Origin of the sequence: Panacibacter ginsenosidivorans, assembly GCF_007971225.1 — a bacterium.
Lineage (GTDB): Bacteria > Bacteroidota > Bacteroidia > Chitinophagales > Chitinophagaceae > Panacibacter > Panacibacter ginsenosidivorans.
In genome coordinates, this window is record NZ_CP042435.1 from 4,035,430 (window position 1) to 4,050,003 (window position 14,574).

13 protein-coding genes are annotated in these 14,574 nt (G+C 38.5%); 8 read left to right on the forward strand and 5 right to left on the reverse strand.

Translation table 11 applies throughout. The features are described 5' to 3' along the window. From FRZ67_RS16905 to FRZ67_RS16930, 6 genes are all read left to right on the forward strand, one after another. A complete protein-coding gene (locus FRZ67_RS16905; protein WP_147191410.1) occupies positions 1 to 1,737 on the forward strand; it encodes a GMC oxidoreductase in 1,737 nt (578 codons plus the stop codon). Between the two features lie 117 nt (positions 1,738 to 1,854). Further along, on the forward strand, positions 1,855 to 2,523 hold the full coding sequence (locus FRZ67_RS16910; protein WP_147191413.1) for a gluconate 2-dehydrogenase subunit 3 family protein: 669 nt from the start codon (positions 1,855 to 1,857) through the stop codon (positions 2,521 to 2,523). 88 nt (positions 2,524 to 2,611) lie between these two features. Further along, positions 2,612 to 3,130 (forward strand): hypothetical protein, encoded by a 519-nt coding sequence (locus FRZ67_RS16915; protein ID WP_147191415.1) that lies wholly within the window; start codon positions 2,612 to 2,614, stop codon positions 3,128 to 3,130. Between the two features lie 282 nt (positions 3,131 to 3,412). Then, a complete protein-coding gene (gene rpoC, locus FRZ67_RS16920) occupies positions 3,413 to 7,708 on the forward strand; it encodes a DNA-directed RNA polymerase subunit beta' (protein ID WP_147191417.1) in 4,296 nt (1,431 codons plus the stop codon). Positions 7,709 to 8,076: 368 nt separating this feature from the next. Continuing rightward, entirely contained in the window at positions 8,077 to 8,673 is a 597-nt protein-coding gene (locus tag FRZ67_RS16925; protein ID WP_147191420.1) for an OmpH/Skp family outer membrane protein, read from the forward strand. Between the two features lie 87 nt (positions 8,674 to 8,760). Further along, a complete protein-coding gene (locus tag FRZ67_RS16930) occupies positions 8,761 to 10,230 on the forward strand; it encodes an APC family permease (protein ID WP_147191422.1) in 1,470 nt (489 codons plus the stop codon). Between the two features lie 94 nt (positions 10,231 to 10,324). On the opposite strand, the gene FRZ67_RS16935 is transcribed toward FRZ67_RS16930, so the two are convergent. From FRZ67_RS16935 to FRZ67_RS16945, 3 genes are all read right to left on the reverse strand, one after another. Next, positions 10,325 to 10,777 (reverse strand): cupin domain-containing protein, encoded by a 453-nt coding sequence (locus FRZ67_RS16935; RefSeq protein ID WP_147191424.1) that lies wholly within the window; start codon positions 10,775 to 10,777, stop codon positions 10,325 to 10,327. A 70-nt stretch (positions 10,778 to 10,847) separates the two neighbouring features. Then, positions 10,848 to 11,510 (reverse strand): hypothetical protein, encoded by a 663-nt coding sequence (locus tag FRZ67_RS16940; RefSeq protein WP_147191426.1) that lies wholly within the window; start codon positions 11,508 to 11,510, stop codon positions 10,848 to 10,850. Positions 11,511 to 11,528: 18 nt separating this feature from the next. Further along, on the reverse strand, positions 11,529 to 11,918 hold the full coding sequence (locus tag FRZ67_RS16945) for a VOC family protein (protein WP_147191428.1): 390 nt from the start codon (positions 11,916 to 11,918) through the stop codon (positions 11,529 to 11,531). 122 nt (positions 11,919 to 12,040) lie between these two features. Between FRZ67_RS16945 and FRZ67_RS16950 the strand changes: the two genes are divergently transcribed. Both FRZ67_RS16950 and FRZ67_RS16955 read left to right on the forward strand, forming a co-directional pair. Next, on the forward strand, positions 12,041 to 12,514 hold the full coding sequence (locus FRZ67_RS16950) for a hypothetical protein (protein ID WP_147191431.1): 474 nt from the start codon (positions 12,041 to 12,043) through the stop codon (positions 12,512 to 12,514). Positions 12,515 to 12,699: 185 nt separating this feature from the next. Then, complete coding sequence (locus FRZ67_RS16955; RefSeq protein ID WP_147191433.1) at positions 12,700 to 13,515, forward strand: ATP-grasp domain-containing protein; 816 nt, start codon at positions 12,700 to 12,702, stop codon at positions 13,513 to 13,515. Position 13,516: 1 nt separating this feature from the next. Here FRZ67_RS16955 and FRZ67_RS23450 read toward each other — a convergent pair whose 3' ends face one another. Both FRZ67_RS23450 and FRZ67_RS16960 read right to left on the reverse strand, forming a co-directional pair. Further along, positions 13,517 to 13,690 (reverse strand): VOC family protein, encoded by a 174-nt coding sequence (locus FRZ67_RS23450; protein ID WP_158638392.1) that lies wholly within the window; start codon positions 13,688 to 13,690, stop codon positions 13,517 to 13,519. A 136-nt stretch (positions 13,691 to 13,826) separates the two neighbouring features. After that, on the reverse strand, positions 13,827 to 14,435 hold the full coding sequence (locus tag FRZ67_RS16960; protein ID WP_147191435.1) for a hypothetical protein: 609 nt from the start codon (positions 14,433 to 14,435) through the stop codon (positions 13,827 to 13,829). Positions 14,436 to 14,574: the final 139 nt, after the last annotated feature.

A 14,574-nucleotide genomic window follows, 5' to 3' on the forward strand; every position in this document is an offset into this window, starting at 1 on the left:
ATGGGTATCTCTGTAAAAAAAGAAACTAAAAAGTATGATGCAGTGATCGTTGGTTCCGGCGCCGGCGGTGGTATGGCTGCGTATGTTTTAGCGAATGCGGGGTTGAAAGTTTGCTTGCTTGAAGCAGGCCCTATGTTCGATCCGGCAAAAGATTCTAACCAGTTAAAGAACCCCTGGGATTCTCCACGTCGTGGTGCCAGCACTAAATTTCGCCCTTTTGGTGATTTTGATGGTTGTTACTGGGGCTGGGAAATTGATGGTGAACCTTACACCCATGTGGGCGATACAAAATGGGAATGGTGGCGTGCAAGAATGCTGGGTGGACGAACCAATCACTGGGGAAGGATTTCATTGCGTTTTGGTCCGAAAGATTTTAAACGCAGAAGCATAGATGGACTCGGTGATGACTGGCCGATTGGTTATGAAGATATTAAACCTTACTACGATAAAATTGATCAGTTGCTTGGTGTGTTTGGTACCAATGAAGGTTTGGAAGATGCACCTGATGGTATATTCCTGCCACCGCCAAAACCACGTTTACATGAGTTGTTTATAAAGAAAGCCGCAACAGGTATTGGTATTCCTGTTATTCCTTCAAGGTTATCTATATTGACCAAAAAGATTAACAATGAACGCGGTGAATGTTTTTACTGTGCGCAATGCGGAAGAAGCTGTAAAGCATATGCAGATTTTTCTTCGTCATCTGTATTAATTATTCCGGCACAGAAAACGGGAAACCTCGATGTATTTCCGCATGCAATGGCACGTGAAGTAATGACAAATAAAGAGGGCCTTGCTACAGGAGTGTCTTATGTAAATACACTTGACATGCAGGAGTATCAGGTTGAAGGCAGAACGGTTATACTTGCCGCAAGCGCATGCGAAAGTGCAAGGTTGATGCTTAATTCAAAATCAGCACGTCATCCAAACGGGCTTGCAAACGGCAGTAATGTTGTTGGTAAATATTTGCATGATTCTACCGGTGCAGATATGGGCGGTATTATTCCTGAACTCTTCGATCGCAAACGCTACAATGAAGATGGGGTAGGGGGCATGCACGTGTATACGCCATGGTGGCTGGATAATAAAAAACTTGATTTTCCACGCGGTTATCATATTGAATACGGCGGTGGTTTTGGGCAGCCGGTGTATGGCTTTAGCTGGGGAATTGAAAATCTCAACGGAACTTATAAAATAAAAGGCAAACAAAAAGAGGCTGGCGGTTACGGTGCTTCATTGAAAGAGGATTATCGTTACTTCTTTGGCTCGCATGTTGGTATGGCAGGTCGGGGAGAAGCAATTGCGTTTGAAACAAACTATTGCGAAATAGACCCTACAGTTGTTGATAAATATGGTATTCCTGTTTTGCGTTTCAATGTTAAGCCTTCAGAGTATGAAATAAAGCAGGCAAAACATATGAAAGAAACATTCTCAGAAATATTGCATGCAATGGGTGCAGTTATTACATGGGGCGGGGATGATGGCCCTGAAAATAATTATGGTTTGCATGCACCTGGTAATATTATTCATGAAGCCGGCACAGTGCGTATGGGCAATGATGCAAAACGTGCGCCACTCAATAAATGGTCGCAGGCGCATGAGTGTAAGAACCTTTTCTGTGTGGATGGTGGTCCGTTCGTATCACAGGCAGATAAGAATATTACATGGACCATTCTAGCATTGTCTATGCGTACAAGCGAGTATATTGTAGATGAAATGAAGAAAAGAAATTTATAAGGATGTTATAAACCGGGCAGTTACACCTGTATCATCGCCTGTTGCGTCGCACTCTTGTACTGAAACAAAAAAATCAACAAAAAAAATTCTGATCAGTTAATAAAAAAATTACTGTTTATGGATAGAAGAAAATCACTCAAAGCCCTTGCAGTAGGAACAGTTGCTACAGGCGTATTGATAGATGCCTGTAAACCCGGTGATAAAAAGGCAGAAACAACTGTTGCGCCTGACGCAAAAAAGACAGATGGCATCAATCGTATGGCAGAAGAACAGGCGTATATAGATGGCATAAACAAAGGCCCGAAGTTTTTTACAGACGCTGAAATGGCAACAATAACTGTGCTTGGAGATATAATTATTCCAAAAGATGATGTGAGTGGCAGCGCCAGTGACGCAAAGGTTCCCGACTTCATAGAGTTTATTGTAAAAGATATGCCCGATCATCAAACGCCGATGCGTGGCGGCTTGCGCTGGCTTGATATAAAATGTATCGAGCTTTATGGAAAGGCATTTACAGATTGCACTAAAGAACAACAAATAGAAATGGTGGATGCAATTGCTTATCCTAAAAAGGCAAAGCCTGAAATGAGTCAGGGTGTTTCATTTTTTAATTTGATGCGCAATCTTACAGCAACGGGTTTTTATACTTCCGAGATTGGCGTGAAAGATGTTGGTTATGTGGGTAACACACCTAATCAATGGAATGGCGTACCTGAAGATGTGCTAAAGCAATATGGATATACGTACACAGAAAAAGAATTGAAAGAGTGCAGAAGTTTTGGATAAAATATTTTGACTGAATAAATATTAAAGTCCCGGCTATAGATTGTGCCGGGATTTTTGTTTTAATTTGTCGCCAACTAAAAATTAACTGATGTCATCACAAAACGATACACTGCCTGCTTTACCCAGGGGATGGAATTTTGTTGAAAAAGCAATTGCTGTAATTCTTACAATAAGCAGTGTGTTTGTATTATATAATGAGGTTTCTATAATTGCAGGTATTCTCACTTCCGGTTATACCTCTAAAGACGGTTCGACTTATTTACAGTTACTAAAAATGCATCATTTACCGGTACTTATAAGTTTGATCGGCCTGTTTGGTGGCTCTTTGCTTTTTTTTAATGATAAGAAAGGGTGGTTACTTTCACTGATTGCCACAGCTATGTTTGGTGCTATATTTTATCTATCCTCTAAATCAAATGCTGCCAATAACATGCTGCCATTTGCTTCTTTTTATAAAAGCTATGGTGTAACATCTATTATTTGTTTTGTTTTTTCTATTATTCTTCTGTGGAAGCCATTTAGAAAAAAATATAGACCCACTATCAAGAATTGGCTTTGGCTGGCAGGTACATTAACTTTACTGATTATAGACAAGATCATATTGTAACATCATGATGAGACTGCGGAAAAATCAATGTTTTATTACCAAAATTTTCTGTCTTTTGATTTGTCATAAATACTTACCTTTGCCGCCCTATGCATTTTGAAGTATTGTCTCCCGGCGGTTTTACAATTAAAAGTTTCCAGTTGAGTTTACAAATAAAAAATTTGTAATACCTTGACAAACAAGGTGTTGTAGTACAAGTGTATGACGCAACGGAAGTTAAATTTTTATAAGAAAGCCGGAAACATAATTCAGCATAACATTTAAAAAATTGCAATTTTTAATATGGCCATTAAAAAAGACAACCGTCCAAGATCAAATTTCTCGCAGATTACCATTGGTCTTGCATCTCCCGACAGCATTCTGGAACGCAGTTTTGGCGAAGTTTTAAAGCCTGAAACCATCAATTACAGGACCTACAAACCTGAACGTGATGGATTGTTCTGCGAAAGGATCTTCGGACCAGTAAAGGATTACGAATGTGCCTGCGGTAAATACAAGCGTATCCGATATAAGGGTATTGTTTGTGACAGGTGTGGTGTGGAAGTTACTGAAAAGAAAGTGCGCAGGGAACGTATGGGTCACATTAAACTGGTGGTTCCGGTGGTGCATATCTGGTATTTCAAAAGTTTGCCAAATAAGATTGGTTACCTTTTGGGTATGAGCTCTAAGAAATTAGAGACCATTGTGTATTATGAAAGATTTGCGGTAATACAGGCTGGTATCCGTGAAGATAAAGGTCTTAAAATGGGTGATCTTCTTTCTGAAGAAGAATACCTTGATATTATAGATGGTTTGCCAAAAGATAATCAGTATCTGCCAGATGAAGACCCGCAGAAATTCATCGCTAAAATGGGTGCTGAAGCAGTGCATGATCTGTTGGGCAGACTTGATCTTGATGAATTAAGCTTTTCATTGCGTAATGCGGCAGCTACAGAAACTTCACAACAGCGTAAGGCAGATGCTTTAAAACGTTTGAGTGTGGTAGAAGCTTTCCGTGATGCAAGTACAAGAATTACCAATCGTCCTGAATGGATGGTAATGCAATATATTCCTGTAATTCCACCTGAATTGCGCCCGTTGGTGCCATTGGATGGTGGTCGTTTTGCTTCCTCTGACCTTAATGATCTTTATCGCCGTGTTATTATCCGTAATAACCGTTTGAAAAGGTTGTTAGAGATCAAAGCGCCTGAAGTGATCCTGCGTAACGAAAAACGTATGTTGCAGGAAGCCATTGACAGTTTGTTTGATAACAGCCGTAAATCAAATGCAGTTAAAGCTGAAGGTGGACGTGCGTTGAAATCCTTATCAGATGTACTGAAAGGTAAACAAGGACGTTTCCGTCAGAACTTATTGGGTAAACGTGTTGACTATTCTGGCCGTTCTGTAATCGTCGTAGGTCCTGAACTCAAGATGCATGAGTGCGGATTACCAAAAGATATGGCTGCTGAATTGTTTAAGCCATTTATCATTCGCAAATTGATTGAAAGAGGTATCGTAAAAACAGTAAAGTCTGCCAAGAAATTAGTTGACAGAAAAGATGCTGTGGTTTGGGATATCCTTGAAAATATATTGAAGGGTCACCCGGTTATGCTTAACCGAGCTCCAACACTTCACCGTCTGTCTATCCAGGCATTCCAGCCAAAACTGGTAGAAGGTAAAGCGATACAATTACACCCGTTGGTAACTACAGCGTTCAATGCTGACTTTGATGGTGACCAGATGGCGGTACACGTTCCATTAAGCAATGCTGCCGTATTGGAAGCCCAGTTATTGATGCTCTCTGCACACAACATTTTGAACCCACAGAATGGTACGCCAATCACACTTCCTTCACAGGACATGGTATTGGGTCTGTATTATATTTCCAAAGGCAAAAAATCTACTGAAACTGAGAGAGTAAAAGGTGAGAATATGACCTTTTACAGCATGGAAGAAGTGATGATCGCTTACAATGAAGGACGAGCAGATCTACACGCGGGCATTAAGGTTAAAGTAAATGTTCGTGATGCTGCAACCGGAAATATTTCTAAAAAAATTATTGATACCACTGTAGGCCGCGTACTATTTAACCAGCATGTACCTGAAAAAGTTGGTTTCATCAACGCTTTATTAACTAAGAAAAGCTTACGTGAAATCATTGGTGATATCATTAAAATAACCAATGTACCTACAGCTGCAAAATTCCTGGATGATATTAAGACATTAGGTTTCCGCATGGCGTTCAGGGGTGGGTTATCATTTAACGTTAATGACCTTATTATACCTGAGATCAGGAATGAATTATTAGACCAGGCTAAAGTTGAAGTGGATGAAGTGTGGGAAAATTATAACATGGGCCTTATTACCAATAACGAACGTTATAACCAGGTAATTGATATATGGAGCCGTGTTGATACAAGGATCACTGAAACATTGATCCGTGAAATGGCAACAGATAAACAAGGTTTCAACTCTGTTTACATGATGCTTGATTCAGGTGCCCGTGGTTCTAAACAACAGGTTAAACAGTTAGCTGGTATCAGGGGATTGATGGCAAAACCAAGAAAATCCGGCTCTACAGGATCCGAGATCATTGAAAACCCGATCCTTTCCAACTTTAAAGGAGGCCTGAACGTATTGGATTACTTTATCTCTACGCATGGTGCCCGTAAAGGTCTTGCCGATACTGCCTTGAAAACAGCAGATGCCGGTTACTTAACCCGTCGTCTTGTTGACGTATCTCAGGATGTGGTAATTGGTGAAGAAGATTGTGGTACACTTCGTGGTATTGCAACAAGTGCCTTAAAGGATAATGAAGATGTAATCGAACCACTATCAGATAGGATTGAAGGACGTACATCATTGCACAATGTTTATCACCCTGTAACAGATGAACTGATCATTGAAGCGGGTCTTGAAATATCTGCAGATGTAGCTAATTATATTGAAGAAGTAGGTATTGAAACTGTTGAGATACGTTCTGTACTTACCTGCGAATCTAAGCGTGGTGTTTGTGTAAGGTGTTATGGTAAGAACCTGGCTACAGGTACAATTGCTCAGCGAGGTGATGCTGTAGGCATCATTGCTGCGCAGTCAATTGGTGAGCCGGGTACACAGCTTACATTACGTACCTTCCACGTGGGTGGTGTTGCGGGATCAGCATCAGTAGAATCTTCATTAACTGCAAGATTCGATGGTACTATCCAGTTTGATGGCCTGCGTACAGTTACTACAGAAAATATAGAGAAAGAAAAAGTGCAGACTGTAATTGGTCGTACTGGTGAAGTAAGGATCATGGATCTGAAAAATGATCGTCTTCTTATCACTAATAATATTCCTTATGGTTCTACGCTTACCGTAAAAGATGGTCAGCATGTAAAGAAAGGTGATGTGATCTGTACATGGGATCCATTCAATAATGTAATCATCTCTGAAATTGCGGGTGAAGTTAAATTTGAAAATGTGTTGGAAGGAATCACCTATCGTGAAGAAGCTGATGAGCAAACAGGTCACCGTGATAAAGTGGTTATTGAAACAAAAGATAAAACTAAAATACCAGGCCTTATTGTAGAAGGTAAGGAAAATAAAGTTTACAACTTACCTGTTGGTACTCGTTTGATCATTGAAGAAAATGAATCAGTAAAAGCCGGACAGGTAATTGCGAAGATTCCAAGAACAATGCGTAAGAGCGGGGATATCACAGGGGGTCTTCCTCGTGTAACTGAGTTGTTCGAAGCTCGTAACCCAAGCAATCCTGCTGTTGTTTGCGAGATCGACGGCGTGGTAACTTTTGGTAACGTTAAACGTGGTAACCGCGAAATAGTAGTAGAAGCAAAAGATGGTGTGGTTAAAAAATATCTTGTACCATTAACTCGCCAGATTCTTGTGCAGGATGGTGACTTCGTAAAAGCTGGAGCTCCATTGTCTGACGGACAAATTGCTCCTGCTGATATCTTAACGATCAAAGGACCATTTGCAGTTCAGGAATATGTGGTAAATGAAATTCAGGAAGTATACCGTTTACAAGGTGTGCGTATCAATGATAAACACATTGAAGTGATCGTTCGCCAGATGATGAAGAAGGTTGAAATTGTTGATGCTGGTGATACACGCTTCCTTGAAGAAGATCTCGAAGACCGTTACGAATTCAATGAAGAGAATGACCGCATCTTTGATAAGAAAGTTGTAACTGATCCGGGTGAAAGTTCAAAATTCAGGGCTGGACAAATCGTTTCTGTTCGTGAATTCAGGGAAGAAAACTCTATCCTTCGCCGTTCAGATAAAAAGCTTGTTGAAGTACGCGACGCAGAACCTGCTACTGCTACACCGGTATTGCTTGGTATCACCAAAGCATCACTGGGCGTACCAAGCTGGATCTCTGCAGCATCCTTCCAGGAAACAACAAAAGTGTTGAGTTCTGCGGCTATACAGGGTAAGACAGATGATATGCTCGGATTGAAAGAGAATGTTATCACCGGTCACCTGATACCTGCAGGTACAGGCCAGAAAGAGTTCGAGAACACTATTGTTGGTAACAAGGAAGAATACGAATTACTGGCAACTGCACGTGAAGTATTGAACTTTGATGATGAAGAATAATTAACGCTCCGTTTTTATAACTTACAGGAAGCAGCAATGCTTCCTGTTTTTATTTTATAGTAGTTATGTTATGGGCTGTGGAGCTTGAGTCATCACCGGTTGTGTCACTCACTTGTACGTTCGGTACAAAGATGTGCAGGTGAAAAGTGAAAGATCAAAGGTCAAATTTTTTTGCGCTACTTCACTTTTGCCTTTTCACTTTTGACCACCTCCAATGCAGTACAAGAGTGCGACGCAACAGAAGCTAAATATTTATTCAAAAGCCTGGTTCATAAAATGTAAACTGTGAATATTATCTGTTAATTTCTTTTTAACAATTCTGTTTTTTAAAATCCTTCTATCTTACACGCTTTAAAAAAATCGCCTGCATGAATAAGTTTTTACTCGGTTTAAATCTGGTTCTTGTTATTGCTGTTGGAGTGTTGTACTACATGTATTTTGATTATACAAGAAGTGACATTCATGACAGGCAACATGCGCAGGCTGCTGCTGCAAACACATTCAAGATCGCTTATTTTGAACTGGACTCTTTGCAAACAAACTACGAATACTACAAAGAGGTGAAGGATTATCTTACCAAAAAAGATTCGGATTATGGTCAGCAATTGAATGCTATTAGAAACAGGTATCAAAATAAACTGAAAGAATATCAGGATAAGGGCCCCACGCTTTCTCAAAGTCAGCAGAGCGATTATGAACAACAACTGATGAAACTTCAGAACGATTATCAAACCACCGAAGCAAACATCAATTCTGAAATGCAGGCAGAGATGCTGGAAAAACTGCAAGGGGTAAAAATGAAGATCCAGGATTTTCTCAAAGCATACTGCGCCAATAAAGGCTATGCATATGTATTTGCATCAAGTAAAGATGATGATATTTATTATAAGGATACCATCAGGAACATTACCGACAGTATCATAATCGGTCTAAACGAGCAATACAAAGCATCAAAGACCAAATAAGTTCAAACATATTTTATATCTTCAAATCCCGTTGTATTATGCAACGGGATTTTGTTTATCAAGTAATTGACCTTTTAAATAAATCACATGTCAGAACACGCCTCCAGTTTTAAACCGGCATTAGGCTTAATGGATGCAACAATGATCGTTGCAGGTAGTATGATCGGCTCGGGTATTTTTATTGTAAGTGCAGACATAACAAGAAATGTAGGTAGTGCCGGCTGGTTAATAGTGGTGTGGGCAATAACAGGTTTTATGACGTTGACCGCTGCGTTAAGTTACGGAGAACTCAGTGGCATGTTTCCCAAAGCAGGCGGTCAATATGTTTATTTAAAAGAAGCATACAATCCGCTCATTGCGTTCTTATATGGCTGGAGTTTTTTCGCCGTGATACAAACAGGAACCATTGCTGCTGTTGGTGTGGCGTTCTCAAAATTTGCCGCCTATTTAATTCCTGCACTAAGCGAAGACAATAAACTCATCAGAATTCCTACAAGTATTGATGCCTGCGGGCAACAATCTTACTTTACCATCAGCGCTGCGCAATTTGTATCCATAGGTATTATCGCATTGCTTACTTATACGAATACAAAAGGTGTAAAGAGTGGTAAATGGATCCAGAATATTTTTACCGGTACAAAGCTGCTTTCATTATTTGGGTTGATCCTTGCAGGCTTTATTGCATTTAAGCCAGAAGTCTGGAATGCCAACTGGGCACATGCGTGGACTGCAACAAAAGAATCATTGATCAATGTCTGCAATCCTGCAGAAGGATTTAATATTACCGGCATTACAGGTGCTGCATTGTTTGGCGGCATTGCGGCAGGTATGGTAGGCTCAGTATTCAGCAGCGATGCATGGAACAACGTTACATTCATTGCAGGCGAAATAAAAAATCCTGCACGAAACATTGGCCTCAGTTTATTCCTTGGAACACTCATCGTTACGGTTATTTATGTATCTACCAATCTCATGTATGTTTCGGTACTGCCCATGAATGAAATTGCACATGCAGCAAAAGACCGTGTGGCCGTTTCTGCGGCGAACGTAATCTTTGGAAACATCGGCACTTATGTAATTGCAGTTATGATCATGATCTCTACATTCGGTTGCAACAATGGTTTGATACTTGCCGGTGCACGTGTGTATTACACCATGGCAAAAGATAAACTGTTCTTTAAAAATGCAGGTACACTCAACGCAAATGCAGTACCACAGTGGTCTTTGTGGGCACAGTTCATTGTGGCATCTATTCTTTGTTTAAGTGGTAAGTATGGCGACCTGCTCGATATGATCTCATTTGTTGCCGTAATATTTTATGTGCTTACTATTCTTGGCATCTTCATTTTACGCAAAAAAATGCCAAACATCGAAAGGCCTTATAAAGCATTTGGATATCCTTTCTTACCCGCATTATATATTGTTATGGGTATTACGTTTTGCGTGTTACTTATTATTTATAAACCGCAATTTACCTGGCCGGGATTGATCATTACATTAATTGGTATACCGCTTTATTATATTGCTGTTGCCGGAAATAAAAAGAGTGTGGAGTAATATTTTTTTGAGTCCGGCACTTGATCTTTTATGGCATCGCCTGTTGCGTCGCACCCTTGTGCTGATGAATTTTTATTGTACAAATAGCAGATGTTTATAGCGGAACATTATACTGGTCATACTTATTATAAAATGCTTCTGTCTCTTCAGCATTTAAGATCATTTCACCATTTACAATTTGTGCGAGTTCAATAAAAAAATCATCTCTGTTCCTGCTATCAGAAAATGCTATCATGACGCGGCTGTTAGGTGCTTTTGAACGAAAGCCATGAATAGTATAAGGAGGAATTACCAGTGAATCACCTTTGCCTAAAACGTATTCATCCTTATCTAAGTAAAAATAAAACTCACCTTCCAGCACTGTAAATGTTTCTGTTATCAGTTTATGATAATGCACACTTTTATTTTGCTGATGATTTTTAAATAATGCTTCATACAGGCAAACTTTTCCATCTGTATCATAAGATGAAATGTGAAAAGTGTATTCACTGTTTGCAGTCTTTGTTCCTTTTTTATTTGATGTAAGAATTACTTTTCCTGTACTCATAAAATTGGTGCAATTAGCATTTATGATATTTCTTTTTTCTCAAAGTTAGGCCTTCATATGCTCGAAAATTTCAGGGCATATTTTTTATAACCAGGTTAGAGAAATCGCCGTCAGAATTATTACCCACCCAAAAACCTATTTTCCCTTCTGGCGCATGTGTTAATGGCTGAACAGAAAGACATGGCTCTGTGTCTGCATTTACAAATGCAGTAATGCTATTATTCTCCACAATGACCTTTACATGAAACCAACTGTTAGGATCAACTACAGATAAAAGAGCATGCTCATATTTGTCGGGATAAGTTTCCCGTAAGTAAGACCAGTCATATTTTGGGAGAGAGATATATTGAACAGCATGTTTTTTTCTTACAGGGTCTGCTGCCTGAAAATTAAACGGACGAAAGTAAACTCCTTCAAAGGTGCTGTCGTTAACGCCGTGAAATGCAATACCCACAAAGCTTTGTTGTAAAAGATCTTTACCTTTTACATCAAATTCAATTGTACCTTTTGTAAAATGTAAACCTTTTATCCAAATAACACCGTCCCCGGGTTTAGCATCTAAATGAATAATTGGTTTGCCTTGTGCGTCTTTTGACAATGTAGCAGTCCTGTTAACAGTTTGCAACTTTGATTTATCTGATAAATCTGCGCTGATAATTTTTTGTTGTGCTAAACAATGCAAACTGAAATTCATCGAAAAGCACAGCAGAGCTGAAACTAATATTTTATTCATAAGAGAATTTTTTATGATCTAAATATTGGGTCTTCCAAAAAATAAAGTATAGCCATCTGCGTCTGCAACTTCAAATCCACGCAAGCCATCCTCGTCATTACGAAGAGGTTGATGAAAAGTTATATCACGTGAGCTATATTCTTCGAACAATGCATCCGGATCTGCTGCGGAAATATATGCATCCCAGCGCGCCCATTCGTGGCGTGTATGATTTGGAATGGGTTTTATTTCCGGAGCAATTTCCTTAAGAAAAATAGAAATATTATCCCGACCAACAATAGCCCAAAAGGGATCGCCATCAGGACCCATATACCTTATTTTAAAACCAAGTTTATCTACATAGAATGCAACCGAAGTTTTTAGACTTTCAACAATGAAAGATGGTGATATGTAGGTGAGGTTTGACATTACATCAATTTTTAAAATAAGTAAATGCTAAGCACAGGTCAGAAACATGTGCTAGTTTAGGGAAAACTTTCCTAAAAATTCCTATATATTTGATTTTATTTTTTCAACCATAAATACTTTATATGTCTATCAGATTTTCTTCTTGTTTTTGTTTATCATTTTTACTTATCATAGCCTGCTCAAAAGATAATAATACCGGTCCCGCAACACCCGATTATGTTAAAGCTACAGGTGATTGGTCTTCACAAAACATAACCGACAAGGGTGAAAGCTATGTACTTAATTATAATGCAATTACCACCCCTTGCCTCAGTGATAACAAATATGAATTTAATACAGGCGCAACAGGAAGATATTACTATGCCGGATCAGATACATGTTACCTCTTTCAGCAAGGCTCGTTGTCTGTAATTTCAGGAATACCAGGCGATGACGATTCGTTTACATGGCAGCAAAAAAATGATACTGTTTTTATTAGTTACAATATTGGTGGCAGAGATACTGGTATTCTAAGTAATACCGGCGGTGAAGATTACCTTACGATAACTAATCATGCCAGTTCTACAAAAACATATACTATTATCTGCAAAAGGTAATACATAAACAGGTAGAGTAAAGCATGTATAGCAAGAAGTGATTCATAATTGCAACAAAGGCACAGGAAGCTAACGCACAACTCCGCCGCCTCATTCCTGCGCCATCACCCCGTTTATATTCTTAGACTAACTGGGAGGTTTGTTTGCATTTGATATTTAAGTTTTTAGAAGACTAAATTTGTTTAATGAACGAAAAGTATAAAAATATTCAATGGGTTGTGCAACGTAACCTGACAAGTCAATCTGATTTTAAGGAGTTAAAGGATTCTTGTCTGGAAATCGGTATTCCGTTTATTGAACTTGATATAATTCCTTTTACTAATGAACTCCCGAGATTTAATAGAAGTCGCCATTCAATAATATATGGGTCAACTACTTTTAACGCTTTAGCATTAAAAGATGATAACCTTCGTTGCGGACTTTTCTTTGATGAAGTTACTTTTTCTATTGAGAACTACATTGAAAAATGGGGTTGTCACATGCTTAATTATGATGCCTCTGTTATAACCTTTAAAGAATTAATTGATGATAACAAGTATAACCCGGATAAATTATTGTTTATTCGCCCAAATGATGATAGCAAATCGTTTGCAGGTGAGGTCAAAAGATTTGATGAGATAGGGGAATGGTATAAAAAGCTTAAAATAGTTGGAAACACAAATCTTTCTCTTGAAAGCAAGATTATCGTATCAGAGCCTTATAATATTCATTATGAATGGAGACTTTGGATCGTCAATAAAAAAGTTATTGCAGCGTCAAAATATAGAGAATATTTTAAGTTGAGAAAAGAACAAGGGTGCCCTGATGACGTTTTATATTTTGCTGAGGAAAGATGTCAGGAATATACTCCTCATAATGTTTTTGTAATGGACATATGTTTGTGCGGTGATGACTATTTTATTGTTGAATGCGGTTGCATGAATGGTGCTGGTTTTTATAAAGCGGATATTCACAAGATTGTAACCAATGTTACTGATTATTTTTTGTCAACTATCTCATAATTTAATTAGGAATAGAAGCGAGGCGCAATGTCCCTGCGGAGACATTACGAAGAAAGAAGGTCTCCATCTGGCCAATATACCTGATTTCAAAACCAAGTTTTTCTATATAAAATGAAACTGAAGTTTTTAAACTTGCAACAATGAAAGAAGGTGATATGTAGGTGAGGTTTGACATTGATTATGTTTTGATGGTGATAAAAGTTAATTTATATAATGGTGCGTGAGAACACGCACCATGGCGGAGTTAACAAAAATCATAGCTCTCATTCCTTACTAACATTTCTCTTATATTCTTAAGCCAACCGAAGTATTTAAAATGCAGTTATGTTTCTCGAATTATGATTAAATCGAAATGATAATTTCTTAGGACAAATATTGTCTGCAGTTATTAAAACATTAAAAATAAAATCTCGGTTGCCAGCTTTCAAAACAATTCTTGAAGAATTTTTTAATTTTTCATCAAAGAATCCTTGTTCGGAAGAAACTTCAATCGCATCGTCTGGGTTGTTTACATGATAGCGGACAAAATTTATATCAGGAGCTTCACCTTGATTAATGTCTATATTCGGCGCAATTTGATTATTCACATTTTTAGACCATGATAACATCCCAAAGTCAACAGCAGAATCCGAACAAAAAAAGCTTATTCTAAAATTTTCTTGTTTAACTATGTCCGAAGCATCATTATCAATTGTCACATAAGCATACACATTTTTTAAAGTCGAAAAAGTCTTATTAAACAATCTTAGATTGTATACGCTATATGTATTTTCCTTTCTTTGTTCTAGCGTAACTTTTATAAGGAGTTTGTTAAAGTATCGTGGTATTGCATACTTGACGAAAGGAATAACAATTCCTGCAGCGATAGCGCCTAGTATAGCAGTCCAGAAAATAACCGTGTATGATGTATGCTGTACCATAGGCTAATCTAATAATTTTTTTGTTCTCACAGGGTTACCCGCAGGGAACTCTGTGATTCATGAATCATTATTTCAAATCCACAGCTTTCCTTTCAGATAACGCTGTGGCAACACTGAAGTTTTAAACAATAGTAAAATT

Excerpts from the sequence above, each read along its gene's own strand:
- FRZ67_RS16905 (WP_147191410.1), top strand. The coding sequence starts at position 1 with ATGGGTATCTCTGTAAAAAAAGAAACTAAAAAGTATGATGCAGTGATC.
- rpoC (WP_147191417.1), top strand. The coding sequence starts at position 3,413 with ATGGCCATTAAAAAAGACAACCGTCCAAGATCAAATTTCTCGCAGATT.
- FRZ67_RS16910 (WP_147191413.1), top strand. The coding sequence starts at position 1,855 with ATGGATAGAAGAAAATCACTCAAAGCCCTTGCAGTAGGAACAGTTGCT.
- FRZ67_RS16925 (WP_147191420.1), top strand. The coding sequence starts at position 8,077 with ATGAATAAGTTTTTACTCGGTTTAAATCTGGTTCTTGTTATTGCTGTT.
- FRZ67_RS16955 (WP_147191433.1), top strand. The coding sequence starts at position 12,700 with ATGAACGAAAAGTATAAAAATATTCAATGGGTTGTGCAACGTAACCTG.
- FRZ67_RS16945 (WP_147191428.1), bottom strand. The coding sequence starts at position 11,918 with ATGTCAAACCTCACCTACATATCACCATCTTTCATTGTTGAAAGTCTA.
- FRZ67_RS16950 (WP_147191431.1), top strand. The coding sequence starts at position 12,041 with ATGTCTATCAGATTTTCTTCTTGTTTTTGTTTATCATTTTTACTTATC.
- FRZ67_RS16960 (WP_147191435.1), bottom strand. The coding sequence starts at position 14,435 with ATGGTACAGCATACATCATACACGGTTATTTTCTGGACTGCTATACTA.
- FRZ67_RS23450 (WP_158638392.1), bottom strand. The coding sequence starts at position 13,690 with ATGTCAAACCTCACCTACATATCACCTTCTTTCATTGTTGCAAGTTTA.
- FRZ67_RS16930 (WP_147191422.1), top strand. The coding sequence starts at position 8,761 with ATGTCAGAACACGCCTCCAGTTTTAAACCGGCATTAGGCTTAATGGAT.
- FRZ67_RS16915 (WP_147191415.1), top strand. The coding sequence starts at position 2,612 with ATGTCATCACAAAACGATACACTGCCTGCTTTACCCAGGGGATGGAAT.
- FRZ67_RS16940 (WP_147191426.1), bottom strand. The coding sequence starts at position 11,510 with ATGAATAAAATATTAGTTTCAGCTCTGCTGTGCTTTTCGATGAATTTC.
- FRZ67_RS16935 (WP_147191424.1), bottom strand. The coding sequence starts at position 10,777 with ATGAGTACAGGAAAAGTAATTCTTACATCAAATAAAAAAGGAACAAAG.